At 50.6% G+C, this 16,365-nt stretch carries 12 protein-coding genes; 3 read left to right on the top strand and 9 right to left on the bottom strand.

Translation table 11 applies throughout. The features are described from left to right. Positions 1-1,080: 1,080 nt before the first annotated feature. The 6 genes from DBZ16_RS13355 to DBZ16_RS13330 all read right to left on the bottom strand — a co-directional run bounded on the left by DBZ16_RS13355 (position 1,081) and on the right by DBZ16_RS13330 (position 8,274). Entirely contained in the window at positions 1,081-2,457 is a 1,377-nt protein-coding gene (locus DBZ16_RS13355) for a pentapeptide repeat-containing protein (protein ID WP_107814340.1), read from the bottom strand. A 1,153-nt stretch (positions 2,458-3,610) separates the two neighbouring features. Continuing rightward, positions 3,611-4,996 carry a Re/Si-specific NAD(P)(+) transhydrogenase subunit beta gene (pntB, locus tag DBZ16_RS13350; protein ID WP_107814339.1) on the bottom strand — a complete coding sequence of 462 codons (1,386 nt, stop codon included), beginning with the start codon at positions 4,994-4,996 and terminating at the stop codon, positions 3,611-3,613. A gap of 90 nt (positions 4,997-5,086) precedes the next feature. Then, the gene (locus DBZ16_RS13345) at positions 5,087-5,740 is read right to left on the bottom strand and encodes a class I SAM-dependent methyltransferase (protein WP_107814338.1); all 654 of its coding nucleotides are present in this window, start codon (positions 5,738-5,740) and stop codon (positions 5,087-5,089) included. A gap of 87 nt (positions 5,741-5,827) precedes the next feature. After that, positions 5,828-6,229, bottom strand: coding sequence for a GFA family protein (locus DBZ16_RS13340; protein ID WP_107814337.1), 402 nt, complete (start codon positions 6,227-6,229; stop codon positions 5,828-5,830). 116 nt (positions 6,230-6,345) lie between these two features. Next, a complete protein-coding gene (locus DBZ16_RS13335; protein WP_003744140.1) occupies positions 6,346-6,729 on the bottom strand; it encodes an MAPEG family protein in 384 nt (127 codons plus the stop codon). A 3-nt stretch (positions 6,730-6,732) separates the two neighbouring features. Beyond that, positions 6,733-8,274 carry a Re/Si-specific NAD(P)(+) transhydrogenase subunit alpha gene (locus tag DBZ16_RS13330; protein ID WP_107814336.1) on the bottom strand — a complete coding sequence of 514 codons (1,542 nt, stop codon included), beginning with the start codon at positions 8,272-8,274 and terminating at the stop codon, positions 6,733-6,735. 236 nt (positions 8,275-8,510) lie between these two features. Here DBZ16_RS13330 and serB point away from each other — a divergent pair, with 236 nt between their 5' ends. Then, a complete protein-coding gene (serB, locus tag DBZ16_RS13325) occupies positions 8,511-9,344 on the top strand; it encodes a phosphoserine phosphatase SerB (RefSeq protein ID WP_107814335.1) in 834 nt (277 codons plus the stop codon). 400 nt (positions 9,345-9,744) lie between these two features. Further along, positions 9,745-11,718 (top strand): TonB-dependent copper receptor, encoded by a 1,974-nt coding sequence (locus DBZ16_RS13320; protein WP_107814334.1) that lies wholly within the window; start codon positions 9,745-9,747, stop codon positions 11,716-11,718. 215 nt (positions 11,719-11,933) lie between these two features. Here DBZ16_RS13320 and lpxH read toward each other — a convergent pair whose 3' ends face one another. The 3 genes from lpxH to DBZ16_RS13305 form a co-directional block, all read right to left on the bottom strand. Next, a complete protein-coding gene (gene lpxH, locus DBZ16_RS13315) occupies positions 11,934-12,641 on the bottom strand; it encodes a UDP-2,3-diacylglucosamine diphosphatase (RefSeq protein ID WP_430914365.1) in 708 nt (235 codons plus the stop codon). Positions 12,642-12,801: 160 nt separating this feature from the next. Then, positions 12,802-14,181, bottom strand: a complete 1,380-nt coding sequence (locus tag DBZ16_RS13310; protein WP_107814332.1) for a PIG-L deacetylase family protein — start codon at positions 14,179-14,181, stop codon at positions 12,802-12,804. Positions 14,182-14,639: 458 nt separating this feature from the next. Continuing rightward, entirely contained in the window at positions 14,640-15,632 is a 993-nt protein-coding gene (locus tag DBZ16_RS13305) for a TraB/GumN family protein (RefSeq protein ID WP_107814331.1), read from the bottom strand. A gap of 274 nt (positions 15,633-15,906) precedes the next feature. Between DBZ16_RS13305 and DBZ16_RS13300 the strand changes: the two genes are divergently transcribed. Further along, positions 15,907-16,356: a CopD family copper resistance protein gene (locus DBZ16_RS13300; RefSeq protein ID WP_107814330.1), complete on the top strand. Its 450-nt coding sequence runs from the start codon at positions 15,907-15,909 to the stop codon at positions 16,354-16,356. Positions 16,357-16,365: the final 9 nt, after the last annotated feature.

Genomic DNA, 16,365 nt, shown 5'->3' with positions numbered 1-16,365 from the left:
AGGTTAGGATGGGGGGGGGTGGCTTTACGGTTTGAGGGAAAATCAAATTCGCGCAGCCCGTAGAGCCACCCTCTCCCCAACCCTCTCCCGCCGGACGGGAGAGGGGGTAGGCTGCAAGTCGCGGTATAAATTTCTGCCCAGCTACCGTCGTTCCCGCGTAGGCGGGAATCTACTTTTAACTCTCGGCAACTGTTTTTTAAACATCTGTTTCTTAGAATTTCCGATGGATTCCCGCCTGCGAGGGAATGACGGCGTAGGGGTGTTTGGCTTGGTTTGTTTATAAGAAAAGGTCGTCTGAAACCAAGTTTTCAGTTTCAGACGACCTCTTGTCGTATCGGCAACCTCGTTCCTTCCCCCGTCTGGCGGGGGAAGGTTAGAATGGGGGTGGCTTGGTAGCTTGAGGGAAAATCAAATTCGTGCAGCCCATAGAGCCACCCTCTCCCCAACCCTCTCCCGCTGGACGGGAGAGGGGGCAGGCTGCATGTCGTGGCATAGATTTCTGCCCAACTACCGTCATTCCCGCGCAGGCGGGAATCTACTTTTAACTCTCGGCAACTGTTTTTTAAACATCTGTTTCTTAGAATTTCCAATGGATTCCCGCCTACGCGGGAATGACGGCGGCGGGATGGTTAGCGTGGTCTGATTATGAAAAAAGGTCGTCTGAAACCAAGCTTTAAATTTCAGACGACCTTTTACCGTATCAGCAATCTTGTTCCTTCCCCCGTCTGGCGGGGGAAGGTTAGGATGGGGGTGGCTTTACGGCTTGGGGAAAAATCAAATTTGTGCAACCCGTAGAGCCACCCTCTCCCCAACCCTCTCCCGCCAGACGTGAGAGGGAGCAGGCTGCAAGTCGCGGCATAAATTTCTGCCCAGCTACCGTCATTCCCGCGCAGGCGGGAATCTACTTTTAAATCTCGGCAACTGTTTTTCAGACATCAGTTTCCTAGAATTTCCAATTGATTCCCGCCTGCGCGGGAATGACGGCGAAGAGGTGTTTGGTATGGTCTGCTCGTAAGAAGAGGTCGCCTGAAAAGAGAATTTCGGTTTCAGACAACCTTTAGGGATAAACCATGATTAGAGTTAGGTTTCATCCTCCTGAATAGGAAATACTATTAGCATCCCTTTTTCATTATAGATCCACATCTTTGTTTCATCACAAAATCGTTGCATTACTTTCTTCTGCTCATCCTTTGTCAGTTCTTCCCACTTAGAATCGTTTTCTTTTTTCCAATCGGGATAAATTTTTTTACTAAAATCATGCACGGTTATTTTAACAAAACTCAAATTAACATTGCTGTAAAATAGTCTCTTCCATTCAAAAAAGGATTGCCTCAAATCAGCATATGCCATATCAGCATTTTGCCAATTCGATGGTGATAAGAAACTATTTTGGAAATTGGCATAATTTAATTGAGCATTTTGTAAATTAACTGAGACTAATTGAGCATTTTGTAAATTTGCACCAAATAATTGAACATTTTGCATGTTAGCTTCAAGGAGTTGGACGTTTTGTAACTTGGCCATAGCTAATTGACTATTTTGGAGATTAGCCAATTGCAAGTCAGCTCCTCGAAAATCCACCCCAGACAAATCTAAACCTGACAAATCCCTAGTACTTTCATTTATTCCATTCAAATTAAATGCTATCCCAGCCAAACAAATATTGGGTAACATTTCGGGGAAATCGCGTAGATTTAGTTTTGTATTTTCCTGATTTAAGCTTAACAACATACGAGTTAAAGCTATTCCCATAGGGCTTCCTGCTTTTTGCCACAATTCAACCCTAATTTCTGATTTTTCTATCTCAGATAGGTTTTCTCTTTCCAATTTCTTCAAACTATCTTGCAGCATTGTCTGCCAAGCGGACTTCAACAGATTAAATGCAGGCAGGCGGAAACTTTCTCCATAATCGCCTCGAAAAAATGGTAACAGGTTATAGATAGCAGAAATCTGCAAAGCGACCGCGCCGTCCCGTTTGCTGAAAGTATCGAAACGGGCGGTATCCGGTTTTTTTGCATATTCTTCAGATTGTTCCGTCGTTTGTTCTGTAATTTCTGCCCCGTCTTTTGAGCTGCTTTTCTGTGTGGTTTTACTGACGGCTTTTATTTCTGGCAAATGCGCGCCACTAACCCATTCGGACAGTTTTTGAAATTCTTTCAGGTTAATGTCTTTGCGCTGGTTCTCGATTTGCTGTCTATTGTTTTCGTCGCGGAAATGCCAGATAACGAAAGCGACAGGGGCGGAAACAATCAGAATGATGAAGTTCCAATAGCCGACAGAATTGCCATTGCTATTGCTATTGCTGTTTTTAATAGCTACAAAATAAGCAAGCACAAAAATGATTACTGACATGGCTCCTGCACACAAAACTTTTACCGCATTGCTCTGCCCATCCAGCCGAGCCTTGCTTTTACTGATTGTTTCTGTGATTTTCTTCCAGATATTCCATTTCACCATTTTTCGTTCCCTTTATCGAATTTCAAGCCGTATCGCGTCCGGCGGCAGCCCGAATTTTATAGTATTGCGTGGAGGCAAAAAAGGAAAAGGTCGTCTGAAACTGAGTTTACGGTTTCAGACGACCTCTTGCCGTATCAGCAACCTTGTTCCTTCACCCGTCCGGCGGGGAAGGTTAGGATGGGGATGGCTTCGTGGCTTTAGGCAAAATCAAATTCGTGCAGCCCACAGAGCCACCCTCTCCCCAACCCTCTCCCGCCAGACGGGAGAGGGGGCAGGCTGCACGTCGTGGCATAGATTTCTGTCCACACGCCAATTTCAGACGACCTCTTGCCATATCAGCAACCTTATTCCTTCCCCCGTCCGGCGGGGGAAGGTTAGGATGGGGGTGGCTTTGTGGCTTGAGGCGAAATCAAATTCGTGCAGCCCGTAGAGCCACCCTCTCCCCAGCCCTCTCCCGCCGGACGGGAGAGGGGGCGGGCTGCACGTCGCGGTATAAATTTCTGCCCAACTACCGTCATTCCCGCGCAGGCGGGAATCTACTTTTAAATCTCGGCAACTGTTTTTTCAAACATCAGTTTCTTAGAATTTCTGATGGATTCCCGCCTGCGCGGGAATGACGGCGGCGGGGTGTTTGGCGTAGTTTATTCAATCAACGCAGGCTTAGAATAACTCAAGTAGCGTGGGCTTTGCCCACGAAATAATAAAAACACAACTATCCTTCGAATTAACATACGGCAAGTTTCGTGGGCAAAGCCCACGCTACTCGTTGCTGCAACTGCAACTTTGTTCCTTCCCTCGTCCGGCGGGGGAAGGTTAGGATGGGGGTGGCTTTGCGGCTTGAGGGAAAATCAAATTCGTGCAGCCCGTAGAGCCACCCTCTCCCCACCCCTCTCCCTCCGGACGGGAGAGGGGGCAGGTTGCACGTCTCGACATAGATTTCTGTCCGGCTACCGTCATTCCCGCGTAGGTGGGAATCTACTTTTAACTCTCGGCAACTGTTTTCAAACATCTGTTTCTTAGGATTTCCGATGGATTCCCGCCTACGCGGGAATGACGGTGATGGGGTGTTTGACGTAGTGTGTTCATAAGAAAAGGTCGTCTGAAACCCTCAAAAATCAGGTTTTCAGACGACCTTTTGTCTTGGCTTCAGATGTTATTTCTTCAATTCCGCCAAAATCTCGTCAACGGTTTTCTTCGCGTCGCCGAAGCACATGACGCTGTTTTCGTTGAAGAACAGCGGGTTTTGTACGCCTGCGTAGCCGGTATTCATCGAGCGTTTGAAGACGACGACTTCTTTTGCCTTCCACACTTCCAATACGGGCATGCCGGCGATCGGGCTGTTCGGGTCGGTTTGGGCTGCGGGGTTGACGGTATCGTTCGCGCCGATAACCAGCACTACATCGGTTTCAGGGAAATCGTCGTTGATTTCGTCCATTTCCAAAACGATGTCGTAGGGGACTTTGGCTTCGGCGAGCAGTACGTTCATATGACCGGGCAGGCGGCCGGCGACGGGGTGGATGCCGAAGCGTACTTCGGTGCCGTTTTTACGCAAAAGCTCGGTGATTTCGGCAACGGGGTATTGTGCTTGTGCCACTGCCATGCCGTAGCCCGGGGTGATGATGACGCTGCCGGCGTTGCGGAGCATTTCGGCGACTTCGGCGGGTTTGGCTTCGCGGTATTCGCCGATTTCTTCGCTGCCTGAGGCTGCGGCGGAACCGTCGGTACCGAAGCCGCCTGCGATGACGGAGATGAAGGAGCGGTTCATGGCTTTACACATGATGTAGGACAGAATCGCGCCGCTGGAGCCGACCAGCGCGCCGGTGACGATAAGCAGGTCGTTGGAGAGCATGAAGCCTGCTGCTGCTGCTGCCCAGCCGGAGTAGGAGTTCAGCATGGACACGACCACGGGCATATCTGCGCCGCCGATGGAGGCGACCAAGTGCCAGCCGAATGCGAGGGCGATCAGGGTCATCAGGATCAGGATGAAGCCGCTGCCGTCAACGGATACGAACACCAGCATCAGGATAAAGGATAAAACCAATGCGGCGAGGTTGAGCTTGTGTTTGGCGGGTAGTTGCAGCGGCGCGCTGCTGATTTTGCCGTTGAGCTTGCCGAACGCGACCAGCGAGCCGGTAAAGGTTACTGCGCCGATGAAGATGCCCAAATAGACTTCGACCAGATGGATGGTGTGCATATCGTGCGAAATGTTGCCCGGCTCGATATAGCTGTTGAAGCCGACCAAAACGGCTGCCAAGCCGACGAAGCTGTGCAGAAGTGCAATCAGCTCGGGCATTTCGGTCATTTCTACTTTTTTGGCTTTGTAGATGCCGATGGCGGCGCCGATGAGCATGGCGATGATAATCCAGCCGAGTCCGTGGGTGTTTTCGGAAAACACGGTAACGAACAAGGCGACCGCCATCCCCGCTACGCCGGAATAACAGCCTTGCTTGGCGGTTTCCTGCTTGGACAGCCCCGCCAGCGAGAAGATGAACAGTATCGCGGCTACGATGTACGCCGCTGTAACGAGTCCTGAAGACATGGTGATTCTCCAATTATTTGTGAAAGTAACTGTGTTTTTTAATCGGGTCGTCTGAAAACTGAATTTCGGGTTTTCAGACGACCCTAATACTTAGTGTTTTTCAAAGACGACTATGACAAATTCCCTCCGCACCAGATTGCCGCTTTTGCTGACCGCCCAATCGCGGCTTCGCTGTTCCCGAATACAGCGCAACGACAGGTTTTCCGACAGGGCGCGGATGTCGGCGGCATCGTAGAGCGCGAAGCTGTACGCGGCAAAAGGCAGTCTTGCCATAAAGTCTTTTTCGCAGAAATTCAGGCATAGCCGCCCGCCGGATTTGAGCACGCGGCTCAGTTCTGAAAGCACGCTTGGTGCGTCGTCCCAAAAATAGACGGTATTGACGGAAACGATTTTGTCGAAGCTTTCATCGGCAAAAGGTAGTGCGCCGCCGTCGTACAGCCGGTAATCCGCCAGCCCTGCTTCGAGAAACGGAGCATTGAATGCCTGCGCCTGTGCGTGCATCAACGAGGAAATTTCCAAGCCTGTGTAATGCAGGTTTTCTGCCTGCGACAAAATGTAGCCGAGCAGCCCGCCGTTGCCGCAACCCGTTTCTAGGATGCGGTCTCCGTTTTGCAGTTGCACCGCTTCAAACGAACCGAGAATCTGTGTCAGGTTGCGCAGGTTCATCATCTGCCCGAACGCTTTTCCTGCTTCGTCATGCGGGCAGCGCAGTTGGGCGGCGGTTTGTTCGGTGGACAGGTTCATAGGGTTCTCCGACTATCGGGGCGGTTGATTCAACGTCGTCTGAAAATCCGGAATGAGGGTTTTCAGACGACCTCTGTATCGGGTTGCCTATTCGCCGCCGAATTGTGCCAAAAATTCTTCTTCGGTCAGCTTGGGCGTGTCGTTTGCCAGTTCGTAATACGGGGCTTTGGCGTCGATGTAAATCTGCTCTTCCAATTTGAAATCGGCGTTGTCGGCAAACAGTCCGGCGAAGACGAAATAGCTGTCGTTTGGCAGGAAATGGTAGAACAGGTGTGTACCGCAGTTTTTGCAGAACGTGCGTTCCGCCCATTCGGACGAATGATAGCGGGCGATGTTCGCTTCACCGTCGATTTTCGGCGGCTTGGCGGCAATCAGCGAAAACGTCGCGCCGCTGCCCCAAGTGCGGCACATGCCGCAATGGCAGGCGTGGACGTGTTTGTCGTGTTCCACTTCTAAAGATACGTCGCCGCACAGGCATTTTGCTTTCATGGTCGAACTCCTTATATTTGAAAGCTGACTTCTAGGTCGTCTGAAACGGTGTTGCCAAAACTTACGTCGCTCGTTTTAGCGAAACTCGCTGAGCTCGTTTTCAGACGACCCCGCTGTCAGACAGCGGCTACAAACAGCCCGATGGTGCAGACAAATCCGCCCGTCCACATTGCCGAACGCAGGCTCGGTTTATCTTTCAGATAGCTGAAAATATAAGCGATGCGGAAGGCGATGAACGATACTGCCAAAAGGTTGATGGTCGCTTGTGCGGCGTTGCCTGTGGCGTGTGCCACCAAAACAGCGGCGGCAAACGGGGCGAATACTTCAAAACCGTTTTGCTGTGCGGCATTGGCGCGCGCCGACAAGCCTTGCGTACGGGCGAGGAAATCGCGCGGATTTCGGTTGTCCGACGGCTGAAAACCGCCCTGCGCTTTGGCGATGAAGGAACAAAACAGTGGCAGCAGCGATGCGATCAGGATGCACCAATAGGCTAAAGTCATGCTTTATCCTTTCCTAAACATATTCAACATCCGGCGCGTTACGAAGAAGCCGCCGAAGATGTTGATGCTGGCAATCAGGATGGCAATGAAGGCAAGCAGGGTAACGAAGCCGTTGCCTTGGCTGATTTGCAGCAGCGCGCCGACGACGATGATGCCGGAAATGGCGTTGGTCACGGACATCAGCGGGGTATGCAGCGAGTGGCTGACGTTCCACACAACGTAGTAGCCGATGACGCACGCGAGGACGAACACGATAAAGTGGTTCAAGAATGCGGCAGGTGCAACCGCGCCAACCCACAGTACCAACACGGCGGCGATGACGGCGGGCGTGAGTTTTTTCCACAGGGGAACGGGTTTCGGTTCGGGCTTGGCGGCAGGCGCGGCTTTTTCAGACGACGTTTGCTGCGGCTGGGCGGAAACTTGAATCGGCGGAGGCGGGAAGGTGATTTCGCCGTCGCGGGTAACGGTCATGTTGCGGATAATCACGTCTTCGAAGTCCAACGTGATTTCGCCGTCTTTGTTCGGGCTTAACAGCTTGGTCAGATTCACCAAGTTGGTGGCGTAAAGCTGGGAAGACTGTCCGGCAAGGCGGTTTGCCATGTCGGTGTAGCCGATGATTTTCACGCCGTTGTCGGTTACGAACAATTCGCCCGGTTTGGTGAGTTCGCAGTTGCCGCCCGTCGCCGCCGCCAAATCGACGATGACGGAGCCAGGTTTCATGCTTTCGACCATTTCTTTGGTAATCAGTTTGGGCGCGGGTTTGCCCGGAATGGCGGCGGTGGTGATGATGATGTCCACTTCTTTCGCCTGCTCGGCAAAAAGTTTCATCTCGGCGGCGATAAATTCGTCGCTCATTACTTTGGCGTAGCCGTCGCCGCTGCCGCCCGATTCTTGCGGGAAGTCGAGTTTCAGGAACTTACCGCCCATCGATTCGATTTGTTCCGCCACTTCCAAGCGGGTATCGAATGCGCGCACTACTGCGCCGAGCGAGTTTGCCGTACCGATTGCCGCCAGACCCGCCACACCTGCACCAATCACCAAAACCTGCGCGGGCGGCACTTTGCCGGCGGCAGTGATTTGACCGGTGAAGAAACGGTCGAAAGCATTGGCAGCTTCAATCACGGCGCGGTAGCCGCTGATGTTTGCCATTGAAGACAAAGCGTCTAAAGCCTGCGCGCGGGAAATGCGGGGCACCATGTCCATCGCCAGCGCGTTCACTTTCTTGGCGCGCAAGGCTTCGACCAGAGCCTCGTTTTGGCGCGGCCACAGGAAGCTGACGATGGTCTGCCCTTCTTTGAGCAGCGGCAGCTCGCCTTCGGACGGCGCGTTGACTTTGTAAAGCAAAGGGCATGCCCAAACCGTTGCTTTGTCGGCAACGGTCGCGCCTGCCGCTTGGTAAGCGGCATCATCCAAACTTGCCGCCAAACCTGCGCCGCTTTCTACAACGGTTTCAAAGCCCAGTTTGCTCAACAGGGCAACGGTGGCAGGCGTACAGGCGACGCGGGTTTCGCCGGATAATGACTCGCGTGGGATACCGATTTTCATCTCTGAATCCTTTTTTGGGTTGTCTGTATATAAATGTTAATATATTTCGGATAATCCCCTTATAGCGAATTTTCAATGGACTGGCAATAGTTAAGCCGACAATTCGACATTTCATCCTTGTATTCCCTTACAAATACTGCCGTCTGCGTTTAAAATCATTTTCCGATTACAGGCTCTGACCGCCGTAACACTCTTCGCTGTTTCACTATATAATCCGCATTTTTTGAGCCACCGCCATGCCGCACGCCCTCGTCCTTCAATTTCCTTCCGCCGAAGCCCTGCCTTCCGCCCTCCTCTCCCGCCTGCCCAAGCCTGATTACGCCGATGAAAAGCGTATGCGTTTTATTGTTGAGGAAGGGTTTTCTTTAAGCGAGGCGGACACGGCGTTACTGAGCAGCCGTCAAATCGACCACGCCGTGTTGCCCGATATGGCGTTCGGCGAACTCGGGCTGATTGTCAGCGATATGGATTCGACGCTGATTACCATTGAATGCGTCGATGAAATTGCGGCGGGCGTCGGTTTGAAAGACCGCGTGGCGGAAATTACCGAACGCTCGATGCGCGGCGAATTGGATTTCGAGCAGTCTTTGCGCAGCCGCGTCGCCCTGTTGGCGGGATTGGACGAGCGGGTTTTGGCGGAGGTTTATGAAAACGTTTTGCGGCTCTCGCCCGGTGCGGAATTTTTGTTGGACGAATGTAAGGCGCACGGCGTGAAATTCATGCTGGTGTCGGGCGGATTCACGTTTTTCACCGAAAGGCTGCAACAACGCCTCGGCTTCGAATACCAACACGCCAATGTTTTGGAAATTGAAAACGGCAAGCTGACGGGTCGTCTGAAAGGCAGAATCATCGACGCGCAGGCAAAGGCGGATTTATTGAGCGAATACCGCGACCGCCTCGGATTGCAGCCGCATCAGGTTTTGGCGATGGGCGACGGTGCGAACGATATTCCGATGCTCAAAGAAGCCGGCGTAGGCGTGGCTTACCGCGCCAAACCGAAAGCGCAGGCAGTCGCCGATGCCTGCATCAATTTCGGCGGATTGGAACGCGTCAGGGGTTGGTTTAAATAAACCGCCCGTATCGTTTGTCAGGAGTTTCCCTGTAAAGCAAAGGTCGTCTGAAAATTTTTCAGACGACCTTTTTGCTGTTTGAAATATCGTAATTACTGCGAACGGAACACCAAAGAGAACGCAGTAACAATACGCCAAAACGAAGCATCCACCCCTCTCCTAAACACGATCTTCTTCATCCCCCGTAACAACCTTATCCTTTCTTCCTAACAGACTGGAAACAGGCAATTAATCAATACAGTTATTACCGTTCTTAAAATAATTTGGCTATGCACTGAAAATATTGACTTAAATTAAACAAAATCGTTTTCTTATTCACAAACTATCTGACATTCTTTATACTACCAAAGTAGTAATTAACTACGCACAATGAACTAAACCAATAAAAGGAGCTCTAAGAATGAAACACCAGCTACTCCTTCTGCCGATTGCCTTAGCCGTATCCCAGGCTTGGGCGGACACAGACCCCGTTCCCGAAGAAACTGTTACCCTTTCCCCTGTCACCGTCACCGGCACACAACAACAAAAAGCCAATAGCGTTACTTTCAACCCCAAAGCTGCTTTGCAACCCCTCCCTGCCGGAGACGGGGCAGACCTTTTACAGTCTGTCCCCAACATGAGCATCATCCGCAAAGGCGGTAGCTCGGGCGATCCGTTGTTCCGCGGTTTGGGCGGTTCGCGCCTGTCGATTAACGCCGACGACCAGTTTATTTACGGCGGTTGCGGTATGCGTATGGACCCGCCGACTGCCTACATCCACCCGAACTCTTTCGACAAAGTCGTCGTGACCAAAGGCCCTCAAACCGTAACCCAAGGCATGGGTTTGGTCAGCGGCTCGGTGCAATTCATCCGCAAAGACCCTGATTTCAGCGAAAAACCTTACAACATCAACGCCTCCCTGACCGCTGGCAGCAACGACCGCCGCGACGGTTCGCTTGAAGCCGAGTTCGGCGGCAAATACGCCTACGTCCGCAGCAATATTTCCCATAACGAAGCCGACGACTACAAAGACGGCTCAGGCAAAAGCGTCCACTCCCATTTCAAACGCGACAGCCAAATGCTGCAACTGGGTATCACCCCGACCGAAAACACCACCATCGCCGGCACATACGAACGCAGCAGAGCCAAGGTCGCCTACGCCGACCGCATGATGGACGGCAGCAAATTCGACCGCGACGCATGGAATGTCCGCTTTACCCAACGCAACCTCACCCCTTGGTTCAGCGAACTCGAATTGCGCTACGGTGAAAGCGAAATCGACCACGTCATGGACACATACAGCCTGCGCACCATCCGCAATCCGGCAGGCAAACAGATTAAAAACGCCAACAACCCCAAACGCAACACCGACACAGGTCGTCTGAAAGCCACCTTCGATTGGGATAACCTCAACCTGCAAACCGGCGTAGATTATATGGACGACGTACACGTCGCCCGTATGGAGCGCGGCGGCGACGGTTACAGCCACAAGCCTTTTATGCCCAACCAAAGTTTCAAACAATGGGGCGTTTTCACCGAAGCCGCTTGGCAGCAAACCGACAAACAACGTTGGGTAGCAGGCTTGCGCCACGACCGTGTCAAAGCGGATTATGATTCCGCAGACGTAACCGATCCCGCCTTGAAACATCAGAAATTCAACTTGAATTCCGGTTTCTTACGTTGGGAACGTGATACGGATAACGGCTTGAAATACTACGCCGGCTTCGGTATCGCCGAACGCTCGCCCGACTACTGGGAACGTCTGCGCGCCAAAAAGAAAATCATCCATCCCGAACAAAACCGCCAAATCGATGCGGGCATCATCTGGAAACGTCCTAACCTCCATGCCTCCGTGTCCGTATTCGGCAGCGATGTCAAAAATTTCATCATACTCGAACGCCAAGGCACGGATTTAGGTGTACGCAACGTTAAAGCCTCGCGTTTCGGCGGCGAAGCCGAAGTCAAATGGACGTTTGCGCCCAACTGGGAAATCGGCAGCAGCCTCGCCTACACCCACGGCAAAAACCGTACCGACGGCAAACCTTTGGCGCAAACCCCGCCGCTCGAGTGGAACAACACCCTCGCCTTTGACAACGGCAAATACAGCGCAGGCGCGTTATGGCGTGTCGTAGCGAAACAAAACCGTTACAGCAAAGGTCAAGGTAACATCGTTGGTCAGGACATCGGCGCCTCTTCCGGCTTCGGCGTACTCTCGCTCAATGCCGGCTGGAAATTCAGCAAATACGCCACCTTGCAGGCCGGCATAGACAACGTGTTCAACAAAACCTATGCCGAATTCGTCAGCAAAGGCGGCGACCCTTCAGCAGGCACGCAAACCCTGCGCGTCAACGAACCCGGTCGTACCGCTTGGTTGAGGCTGCAAGCGAAATTCTGATGTTGAATTGAGAAAGTGAAAGGTCGTCTGAAAACCCGATTGTGGGTTTTCAGACGACCTTTTTGATGATGACTTTAAAGTCAAGCTGTTTTACAAGAGACGATGTTTTAGTGATTCAAATCATATTCAAACCATACGGAACAGTTGAAATATCGTACCAAGATGAAAGGTTGAACCCAAGCCCCTGTATTTTTACCCGCCACCACCCAGCAAATTTATAAAGGAACGAATCGGAAACCCTGTTCGTCAACCTCCAGTATGGAAGCGTAATCAGGCTTCCAATCCCCCAACACAATACGGGTGAAGCCGTCTTCCTGATGGATATGCTCACGATGGGTGTGTCCGTGAATCAACAATTGGGCATGATGCCGACGCACAATATCTGCGGTAAATTGCGGCTGAACGTCCATGATTTCCGCCGCTTTATATTGTTTGCCCTGCTTGCTGGTTCGGCGTATTTTACGGGCGATTTTCAGACGCAGGGCAAGCGGCAGGCTTAGGAACAAGTGTTGCAGCCATTTTTGGTGGACAATCTTTCTGAACTTCTGATAACGCGTATCATCGATACACAAAGTATCTCCGTGGCAAATCAAGGCGGAACTGCCGTATAAATCGACCACCGCATATTCGGGCAGCAACTTCATACTGGATTGCGCTGCAAATTGCTTCCCAATCAAAAAATCCCGATTGCCGTGTACGAAGAAACATTCAACCCCGCGCTGCACGACGGATTGAATCGCTTGAGCGACGGTTTGGGTCAATTCGGATTGCTCGTCGTCGCCTATCCAAAAATCAAACAAATCCCCCAAAATATAAACCGAACGCGCCTGCGGTGCTTTTTCGCGAATAAAGCGCAAAAACAATTCGGTCAATTCGGGATGGGATTCGCTCAGGTGCAAATCGGAAATAAAGTAAATCGGCATGGCGGGCAACAGGTGTGAAATCCTTGCCATTATAGGTTTTCAGACGACCTTTGTATATCGGCCGCCAAGGTATGCGGCATTGTCCCGCCCATTGCCGAATCCGCGTTAAATTTCTATTTTTATCCGACATTCCGACCAGCAATGATTTGAAAAACGCCAATCAGCCACATTGAACGATTTTTTGATAACTGTCTTCCTGATGCACATCGCTGACGGGAACGACGTAAAACAACTCGTTGCTGCGGACAAAACGGTTGACCAAATCCCTATCGATATCAAATACATGATGGCGCAAGCCATTCAAGCCGCGGAATATCATGGTTTTCCAATCCGCATACCCGTTGGCGTTGGGGCGGATATCGTTCATCGCGTCCAGCGCCAGCAGCTTGCGGTTTTGCTCTTCCTTGTTCAAAGGCAGGGAATAAACGGAGTGGAAATGAAAAGGCTGACCGAACATCGGCGGCAGGCTCAACATCGAGCCGGACTTGCCGATCGGAAAATCGTCGCTCAAGAAATGCAGCGTATGCAAAAACAGCGAACCTTTCCGATAATCCAGTTGTTTCAACGCCTCAACCGCAGCAATTGTCGTATATTGATGGTCTTTGTGTGCATCAATATTGGGCGACGGGCTGACAATGATGTCGGGCTGGAAGGTTTCGATAATATACGCCAGATTATTGACCAGACCGCGCCAATTCGAGCCGCCGTTCAAGCCTTTGGACAAAGGCGAAGTATTGGCACGGCGGAACAGATTGACATCCGCCGTATCCAGTTTGGTCGATTTCACATCGGCATCGGGATTCTGCTTCATGACTTGCAATGTACTGTCAAAATAGCCGAGCTGCAAAATATTTTCAGACGACACGCCCGCCAAAAGCGGCACGGTCAGGCTGTTCCATACGCGCATCCTGCCTTTTTGCAGATACTGCGCCTGCATTTGCTCGGGATTGCGCGCATACAGATTGTTGTAATGGAAGCTGCCGCCCTCCCCCGCGGTAATCGTAACCACCAACGTATCGGCAGCATGTTTTTCATATAATCCGTAAGCCGCCAATTCCGCATCATCGGCATGGGGCGCCAAGACCAGAATTTTTTTACCGCTCAAACACTCGCGCGGATAAACCGACAATTCAACTTCCTGATCAAGCAGGGACACGCGGTTGCCGCTTAATGTAATTATTCTGCTGCCATCGTCGAAGGTGTCGGTCAAATTGAGGTAGCGCGCACCGTTGCCACCATGTTCGACATACGCCCGCCATTCCCCGCGGTTGGTTTTGACGCCAATCCAAGGCATCACCAATCTGCCCAGCAACCCTGATTTCACGTTGATTCTGGCGATTACCGTATCATTCGCGCCGATGGTATCAGGCAAGATCAGCTCGCCGTCACGCAAACTGACTTTCGCCGACTTGGGCAATTGACCGTATTCGTAATCGCGGCTGACATCGTAAGCAAACTGTTTTCTGCGAATTGATGCCACAATAAAGGCAGCAATTACAAGTAGGCAAAGTATCATGCAAAATAATACTAACAATAACATTTTTTTCCCTTGTGATAATTTCCCTTATCTTATTATTTAAAAATGCGCCCGTCTTAACTTTCTAACAAACGGTCATTTTCAAAACCAAACGTCATCTTAAATAGTAATTTACAATTTGAAATCATACAGTTTTCAATTGTACGCCCCCTTCCGTTCGTAAGCAAACGCCCCTATCCAAGTTTCTAATTCCGCACCGTCCTTCCCGAATAAAATAGAAAGATGACACAACAAGCTGTCGCCACAATGCAAAGGTCGTCTGAAACCATCTATGCCATCACGTCCATCCTGTTTCTCGCCATATTTGAAACAAAAAAGCACGCACCAACCTTTCAGACGACCTTCTCTATTCTTGGATTTTAATAGAGTGCAAAAAAACAAACCGACCGCTTTATCTCGCGGTCGGTTTGTTTTTTCATTATAAAACGTCGTCTGAAACTGTTTTCAGACGACGTTTTGTCTTACCACATCAATATTGAAGGCTCCGGCGTCACCTGATAACCATCCTTGCGCAATTTCTCAATCAAGCCTTGTTCAGACATCAGGTGCATGATACCCACAGCAAACACCGTTTTCTTTTTAGCAGATATCTCTTTGATTTTCGGCAGCCAAATTTGATTGCGCTTAATCAGCAAATCGCTACGCTCCCAAGACAAAACGGGAATAGCATCAGGATATTTTTGAGCAAATTCCTGCTCAAATTCAGCTTCTGCCAAAGGTAATTCTGCAAAATTTCCCTTCTCGTAAAGGTCAAAGAGGTGTTTGATTTCCTGATCATTATACTCGTTCACTGTCATCAACATTTTGATCATCAACTTTTCCGGCTGGCTGGCAAACATTTGAGAGATATCCGTCACATCCTCTAAAGCGAGGCGTTTTTTGCCGGACTCTTGTGCCGCTTTCGACAACAAAATATCCACACCGGTATGGTTGCTGTATCCAGGCGGATGCAGACTTAAAGAAAATATGGACACCGCCCAAGGATGCATGTAGTCGATGTACAGTGCTATCTCAGCCAACTCCGGATTTTTCATAAAATCTTGTTGCAACCGTTCAAAATTCTTATCACCCAACTTGGATCTCAAAGAATCCTGACTATAACTATTCCGAATAAGCTCTTGATGTTTCTGTACCTCTGCATCATTGAGTTCCGGCAGCGTATCGACTTCGGTGACCAACTGTTCGGCTGATGCCAGCAGATTCTTTGCATCTTTAGACAAGGTGGCATTAGGCTTGCCGATATGAATAGTACCGACCAAATAAGAATCCGGCTGCCCCGATTTACTAATTTTCCAAACATTACTGGTTAATTTAGGAGTATCCAAATTCAATTCAGGACGGATAACAATAGTAGCCGCCTTTTTTGAGTCTGAGACAGGTACATCCGCAACTTTACATGCAGACAACGGCACAATCGCCAAACAAACAGCCAACAGAGACAATAATTTATTCATCTTTTCCTCTTCATCATTATGAAATGTGGTAACAGTATAGTGTATAGAGGGTTAAGTTTAAAATAGACCGGTATGTTAAATAAAATACCCGATTTTATTACCAGATTTGAAAACTATTTTGCCCCTTACCTATCAAACTGCCCTAATGAACAAAATGGCTTCTTTGCACACCCCGAACAACACCGGCTATTGATCCGTCAATAAGGAAAAGGTCGTCTGAAACCACCCGACTGATGATACAATTTCGCCTGAATATCCACTTCGGAACACGGTCATGAGTCTCTACGCCATCGCCCACATCATCCACCTCTTTTGCGCCATTGCCTTTGTCGGCGGCGTATTTTTCGAAATGCTGGTCTTGTCCGTCATGCACACCGGTCGCGTATCGCGCGAATCGCGCCGCGAAGTCGAACGCGCCATGTCCTACCGCGCCGTCCGCGTTATGCCGCCCGTCGTCATTACGCTTTTCATCAGCGGCATCGTCATGGCATTCAACCGCTACCTGCCCTTTTTGAGCGAACCCTTCGCCACCTCACTCGGCACGCTCCTCGCCCTCAAAATCCTGTTGGCAGTCAGCGTCCTCGTCCATTTCGCCATCGCCGTCGTCAAAATGGCGCGGCACACCCTAACCGTCGGCTGGTCCAAATACATCCACGCCGTCGTGTTTACCCATATGCTGTTGATCGTATTTTTCGCCAAAGCCATGTTCTACCTGTCTTGGTAAGCGGTTTTC

It is taken from the genome of Neisseria sicca (assembly GCF_003044565.1).
Taxonomy (GTDB): Bacteria; Pseudomonadota; Gammaproteobacteria; order Burkholderiales; family Neisseriaceae; genus Neisseria; species Neisseria sicca_A.
This window is presented reverse-complemented; position numbering and strand designations above follow the sequence as displayed.

Coding starts and splice junctions, on each gene's coding strand:
- DBZ16_RS13345 (WP_107814338.1), bottom strand. CDS start 5,740: ATGAACCTGTCCACCGAACAAACCGCCGCCCAACTGCGCTGCCCGCAT.
- DBZ16_RS13305 (WP_107814331.1), bottom strand. CDS start 15,632: ATGAATAAATTATTGTCTCTGTTGGCTGTTTGTTTGGCGATTGTGCCG.
- DBZ16_RS13310 (WP_107814332.1), bottom strand. CDS start 14,181: ATGTTATTGTTAGTATTATTTTGCATGATACTTTGCCTACTTGTAATT.
- serB (WP_107814335.1), top strand. CDS start 8,511: ATGCCGCACGCCCTCGTCCTTCAATTTCCTTCCGCCGAAGCCCTGCCT.
- DBZ16_RS13330 (WP_107814336.1), bottom strand. CDS start 8,274: ATGAAAATCGGTATCCCACGCGAGTCATTATCCGGCGAAACCCGCGTC.
- lpxH (WP_430914365.1), bottom strand. CDS start 12,641: ATGCCGATTTACTTTATTTCCGATTTGCACCTGAGCGAATCCCATCCC.
- DBZ16_RS13300 (WP_107814330.1), top strand. CDS start 15,907: ATGAGTCTCTACGCCATCGCCCACATCATCCACCTCTTTTGCGCCATT.
- DBZ16_RS13355 (WP_107814340.1), bottom strand. CDS start 2,457: ATGGTGAAATGGAATATCTGGAAGAAAATCACAGAAACAATCAGTAAA.
- pntB (WP_107814339.1), bottom strand. CDS start 4,996: ATGTCTTCAGGACTCGTTACAGCGGCGTACATCGTAGCCGCGATACTG.
- DBZ16_RS13320 (WP_107814334.1), top strand. CDS start 9,745: ATGAAACACCAGCTACTCCTTCTGCCGATTGCCTTAGCCGTATCCCAG.
- DBZ16_RS13340 (WP_107814337.1), bottom strand. CDS start 6,229: ATGAAAGCAAAATGCCTGTGCGGCGACGTATCTTTAGAAGTGGAACAC.
- DBZ16_RS13335 (WP_003744140.1), bottom strand. CDS start 6,729: ATGACTTTAGCCTATTGGTGCATCCTGATCGCATCGCTGCTGCCACTG.